Here is a 6,139-nt window from a genome sequence, read left to right on the forward strand (position 1 = left end):
TAAACCTGAATTAAAAAGTACGGAGACATGCTTGGATACTCCCCGTTTGATAGGGGATTAAGACGGAACAAATGCGTCACACGCTTCTTTTGTTTTAGTTTGGATACTCCCCGTTTGATAGGGGGTTAAGACCGTTACTTACTAACTCTCGGATACCACTACCTAGGTTGAATACTCGCCGTTTGATAGGCTGAGAGCCGCTCGGAAAAAGCACCGCTTTTTCAGGCTCGAAGGTGAGGCCTTGGATGGCCGAACTGGTTATAGCTTCAAGGATGAATCAATGTGCACATTGTGGAACTATTGTACGTTCTCCAGTTTATAGGGGATTAAGGCTTTTTATAAGTTGTTGATAGATATGGGGTTAGTTTCTACATTCCCCGCGCGAGAGGGGATTGAGACAAAAACAAGTTTCCACTAGTATCTAAACCAAAGCGGTTTGGATACTCCCCGTTTAATAGGCTGAGAGCCGCCCGGAAAAAGCAGTGCTTTTTCCGGCTCGAAGGTAAGGCCTTGGATGGCCGATTCTGGCGAATGCACCGCTTAGCGCTTCATGGATGGATCAACAATACCGTTGTTGAACTGTTTGGTGAAATGACCCCAACTTTAGAGGGGATTGAGACAGCTTGCTCTAGCCAGCTAGTTACTATTAAAGGGTACCGGTGACCCCGATTTTAGAGGGGATTGAGACTTTTTTATCTCAACTCTACATGGGGGCTTGATGCCGCTGCGTTCCCCGCACGAGAGAGGATTGAGACGAATTGATGGCGACAACCTTTGTGTTGGTATACGGTTAGATACTCCCCGTTTGATAGGGGGTTAAGGCAACCAAGCGTGGCCCATTTCATGATAAGCTGTTTGTTTGGATACTCTCCGTTTGATAGGGGATTAAGACTATACCAACCTGGCTTAGCGCCCTTAGGATACATGGTTTGGATACTCCCCGTTTGATAGGGGATTAAGACATCAAACCACTGTGCAGATGGGGTCAGGTCAATTTGTTTGGATACTCCCCGTTTGATAGGCTGAGAGCCGCCCGGAAAAAGCACTGCTTTTTCAGGCTCGAAGGTGAGGCCTTGGATGGCCGATTCTGGCGAACGCACAACTTAGCGCTTCATGGACGAATCAAAGTGCACATTACTGACCTATTGGACGCTCCCCGTTTAACTGTCCAGCTTCGAGCACCGTAATGACCAACGACTCATCGTCATTCCGCACTCGCTGCGGAATCTACCGTCAGACAACGCCGTTTGCGCTAACCTGTGGTTCTCACTAAAACCCCGGGAGGTTAGCGCTCGTATAAGCTCATGTTTATTATCATATTGTGTAATTTTGATATGTAGAATGCGCCAGCTATGTTCAAAATTGACCGAGGTTAGCGCAAAAGCAGGTTTCTGGCCTCGTGATATATAGGTTGTGGAGCAGAGTGCTGCATTCCCCGCATGAGAGGGGATTGAGACACCACCAAGTACGGCGACACTCCTGCAAATCGAAGCTGCATTCCCCGCATGAGAGGGGATTGAGACGATGCTGTCACTGTCACCATCTTCACCATGGTTGCTGCATTCCCCGCATGAGAGGGGATTGAGACAAAAGTGTAATAATATTTACAGTGCATTGTAAAGCTGCATTCCCCGCATGAGAGGGGATTGAGACCACCGTACTCAGAGGCACTTTTGGTGGTCCGTTGCTGCATTCCCCGCATGAGAGGGGATTGAGACTGAGCTTTGGGCCTGCTCTTTTGGTGATACCTGTGCTGCATTCCCCGCATGAGAGGGGATTGAGACGGTTAATGATCTAACAAAGCGCCACTCACAAGGCTGCATTCCCCGCACGAGAGGGGATTGAGACAGCTCAGTCTGGCCTATCAGGCAAATGCCTATCAGCTGCATTGCCCGCACGAGAGGGGATTGAGACTTCAACTGGTGATTCAACCAATGCCGAATTCCCCGCTGCATTCCCCGCGCGCGAGGGGATTGAGACTTTTCAGCCACGTCCTTGCCAGAAATGTAGATAACGTTTGGATACTCTCCGCTCGATTGGGGTTGAAAACGTAACTTGACGCATTGTCGATTGAAGTACCTGCACAGTCTTAAACTATTTCGCTGCATTCCCCGCACTAGAGGGGGTTAAGACTTAATCAATGCCAACTCAAACTCTTGAGATTGCACGCCTGGCAACGCTCAGGTGCAAAACAGAATGCTTAGGCCCAATCGTCCATTTGGTCGTTGGCTAAGTCGATACCGGATCAAGTCCGGTATAACAAAAGTTTGGTGGTTGAGTGCTACCAAACTCAGCCATATTCCACTAGCTCAAATGCCGGGCGAACGCAGTGGCTGAGCATAGGTACAGACAGCTAGTTTACAACTTTGGCCTGAATTGCTCGATGATTTGCGCATCTACCCAGTAGGGGTCGCCAATAAAATAGCGGCTGCCGTCTTCTCTAGTTTTGGTCTCACCACGCCAGAAGAACAGGTATTTGCCATCAGGCGTTACTTTGGGGCGTTGCTCGTACAATGGCGTGTTTATCTTGTCACCCATATTGATGGCTTCTCCCCAGCTACCGTCTGACTGCCGGAAGCTGATGTAGATATCGGGTGTGTTTTCGCCGTCCTTTTCAGCATCCCACATAAGGTACGATTCGTCTGGTGCAACAAAAGGATGGGCAATGTACTTGCCTTTGTTAACCGCTTTGCTCATTTTGATTGGTGTTTCGTACTTACCATTGACCCGGCGTGAATAACTTAAATGCCCGCTGCCGTCGTCAAAATTTAACACGTAAAAGAAAATGGTATCGGCAGCCGAGCGGGCATAGCCAATAATAGGAATATCTTCAAATGGTGCCATTTTTTTAATTTCTGATACGGGCGGGCTAAAGCGCGACTGATAGGCGCTGGCCTCATCAGCAGGAATTGTTTTCCAGCGCCAGTTGTCGCTTGTGTATTGCATTGCCATTAATGTGCCTTGTCCGTATTCACCGCCATAGCGGGTAAATGACAGTTCAGTCATGTCGGGTAAAAACAACACTTCTGATTCAAGGTGTCTATCGGTTGAAATCACCCCAGGTGCAAAGGGCTGAGGTGTCAGCCCTGGAGATGGTTGGCCAAGATAAGGGCCTTTAAATTCAGTTGTTTGATCATGTGCGTGGCTGCTGTGGCTGGTTGTCAATGCAGCAAGTAATAACGGAAAAATGCGATAAACAGAGTGCATGGCGGTTCCTTATTGTTCTGGTTTTTTGTGGCTGAATAAGACAGGGCTGCCTCTACAGTAACGTGTTGACTGTTTACTGCCTGATTTTGCATTGATTTTTGATTGATTTAATTCTGCTAAGAAAATTCGGCTGCTTTGTACTTTTCAAACTAAACACTCTCAGTGTTGCAATGAGATTTTAAGCTCTTGATTAATAAGATTATTACTTTGATATGGGATTGAGCTGATTGGCCGTGGTAGCGATGATTTAATCTATCGTTTGCAGGCCAATCACGAAATAACCTATGTGTTTTTTCAGGCTAAATATCACCGATGAGCTTTCTGAATCGCAGATCCAGCGCCAGCTTGCGTACACTATATACTGGATCATGGATGCGACTTTGTAGCAGCGGACCGGCAACGTTTTCTCCACCATTCAGTATCGATACGTAATAAATCGAGGAACGCCTGACATTATGATCCGGGTGATGTTGCGCGGACCAGGTAAATAGTTCAATGGTCTCCTGTCCCTGACCGGTCAGCCATGCCAGTGTGTAGGGAATACGTGTAGGGATGCCCTCTTTGGCGGTGGCGATGAGTGCTTCGGCAAGAGCGTTTCTGATCACGGGGAAGTGGGCCGTTAAACTTTTGTCTGCCATAAACTGGTTTCTTTTTTTAGGGTAACCGCTCTCTTCGTTATGGGTGTACTTGATCTGCACCGCAGCAAATGCCGACGCCACTTTGATCCGCTGTGCTTTATCCGGGTGTGAAAACAAACGTAAAAACTCATCCAGGGTTTCACCGGTCATAATCGCTTTAAAGGCGAGGGTTTCCTCGTAGGTGAAACCCTCCATCCATTTGGTCAGAACTGTGTGGTCAGTGTCATTGCTTTTTGGCTTTGCTGGCACTGATGGGATCGGGGCTGTTGAGTTGTTGATTGCCGTTGCGTAGCGCTCAACAAATGCTGGTGGCTCTGCATACACCACAGGTTGGCTATTTAAGCCACCCAACGTGTGAACCAGAAATACCGCCGCGACCAGGGCAATGGCAGTCAGAGAAATCAATATATGCTTTAATGGATAACGCAAGGTCATGATGTTGTCCTTAATTCAGTCTTATTAGTGTTTAGGTCCTGAGAACCGATGATAAAAGGCTAAATGCTGCGTACTGATAGCGCATGACTTATCACTGATTTAAGGCTGATTTTTGGGTGTTTTGCGGGTACTATGTTGTACACTATGCTCACCAGTAACTTACTGTCATTGTGCACTTGATGCGTAATCTACCTTCAGACAACCCCGTTTGCGCTAACCTGTGGTTCTCATGAAAACCCCGGGAGGTTAGCGCTCCTGTAAGTTTATGTTTACCTTGGTATTATGTAATATGGATGCCTAGAATGCGGCTGCTTTGGGCGGTTCTGAGCGAGGTTAGCGCAAAAACCGGCTTTTGGTCTTGTACTATATAGGTTTTAGAGTAGGCTGCTGTATTCCCCGCGTGAGAGGGGATTGAGACTATCTTCGCATGCCCCAGTATTTTTTGTAGCACTGCTGTATTCCCCGCGTGAGAGGGGATTGAGACCAATATCAAACTTAATTTGTGCGATGGACAGGCGCTGTATTCCCCGCGTGAGAGGGGATTGAGACAGCTCCGGGCGAGTATATTGTTTCTGATGGCTTGCTGTATTCCCCGCGTGAGAGGGGATTGAGATATCATTTCTGAACCACCAGTTGCATGGACATTCATGGCTGGATGCTTCCCGGTTGATGCACATCGTTGAACTATTGGATACTCCCCGTTTGATGTGGGATTAAGACTTTTTCCATGATAGTCTGAATTCAATCTGTATTCGTTTGGATGTTCCCCGTTTGATAGGCTGAGAGCCGCCCGGAAAAAGCACCGCTTTTTCAGGCTCGAAGGTGAGGCCTTGGATGGCCGAACTGGTTGGCGCTTCATGGACGAATCACAACAGTGCACATTTCTGACCTATTGGATACTCCCCGGTTGATAGGGGATTAAGACTCTCCACTCCTCATCTTTACTTCCATCGGATTTGGGTTTGGATACTCCCCGCTTAACTATCTATTTTTGTGAACAGTTATGACCAACCATTCATCGTCATTGTGCACTTGCTGCGAAATCTGCCTACAAGCAACTCGAAAATAACGTTGTGATTAGACTGGCAGTATCAACTGAACATCTGTTTGCTTGTAAACAGTTACCGGATCAAGTCCGGTATGACAGAGGTGGGGTATTTGGATTAGTGCAAAAGTCTAGAAAAAAAACAACAAAAAACAAAGACACCCAGCCTTACTAAAAAAAACAAAAAAAAACAAAGACACCCAAAAAAACAAAGACACCCAGCCTTACTTGTTCTAGTTACCGGTCCACTGGCTATGAATATGACTGCTTCTGCGAATAAAAAGCGAAAAGTTTCAGAAGTCAGGTTGTACGGATGGGCAACTCCAGCTGAAACAGTAGTTATTTGGTATTTTTGAGCACGGTTAAGCTCTGCCAGAGCGCGGCAGTCATCATATGTAATTCAGATAATGGCTTGTTCTACCCCAATAAGCGCTCACAATTAGCCAGATTGGGTCGTCGCTTTTTTTGCAGGTGCTCACAGTATTCAGTCACGGCTTGCTGTCTGCCGACTGCACCGTGGAACACTTTGGTAAATCGTGTGGTGAGTTTTAGCCAGTTTTCAGGCTCTATTTGCAATCTGGCGAGGATAGGGTGGGCATCGCAGATGTGACCTCGCTTGTCTGCACGAATGCATAGGCCTGTTAGCTCAACCAGTTCAATATAGTAGTTAAGCTCAAAGGGTAATCCTTTGGGCATATCCTGCCTTGGGTTGCCAGCAAAGCGCAGAAGGCTATTTGGTTGTTTGCCGAGCTGTGCGTGTTCAATGCGTTTTTTGATACTGGTGAACTCAGAAGTTTCCGGTGTGTTGGCCATT

2 protein-coding genes, 1 pseudogene and 1 CRISPR repeat array are annotated in these 6,139 nt (G+C 47.2%); all 3 genes and pseudogenes read right to left on the reverse strand.

Translation table 11 applies throughout. The features are described from left to right. The first annotated feature begins 1,425 nt into the window (after positions 1 to 1,425). Positions 1,426 to 1,980: direct repeats of the CRISPR family, unit length 32 nt; unit sequence GCTGCATTCCCCGCATGAGAGGGGATTGAGAC. A 378-nt stretch (positions 1,981 to 2,358) separates the two neighbouring features. Further along, the gene (locus PRUB_RS00130) at positions 2,359 to 3,207 is read right to left on the reverse strand and encodes a hypothetical protein (RefSeq protein WP_010382660.1); all 849 of its coding nucleotides are present in this window, start codon (positions 3,205 to 3,207) and stop codon (positions 2,359 to 2,361) included. 299 nt (positions 3,208 to 3,506) lie between these two features. Further along, positions 3,507 to 4,280: a hypothetical protein gene (locus PRUB_RS00135; protein WP_010382659.1), complete on the reverse strand. Its 774-nt coding sequence runs from the start codon at positions 4,278 to 4,280 to the stop codon at positions 3,507 to 3,509. Positions 4,281 to 5,742: 1,462 nt separating this feature from the next. After that, positions 5,743 to 6,139: pseudogene (locus PRUB_RS00140) on the reverse strand (transposase); the annotation flags it as partial.

Source organism: Pseudoalteromonas rubra (assembly GCF_000238295.3).
In the GTDB taxonomy this organism is placed as follows: Bacteria; Pseudomonadota; Gammaproteobacteria; order Enterobacterales; family Alteromonadaceae; genus Pseudoalteromonas; species Pseudoalteromonas rubra.

Coding starts and splice junctions, on each gene's coding strand:
- PRUB_RS00130 (WP_010382660.1), bottom strand. CDS start 3,207: ATGCACTCTGTTTATCGCATTTTTCCGTTATTACTTGCTGCATTGACA.
- PRUB_RS00135 (WP_010382659.1), bottom strand. CDS start 4,280: ATGACCTTGCGTTATCCATTAAAGCATATATTGATTTCTCTGACTGCC.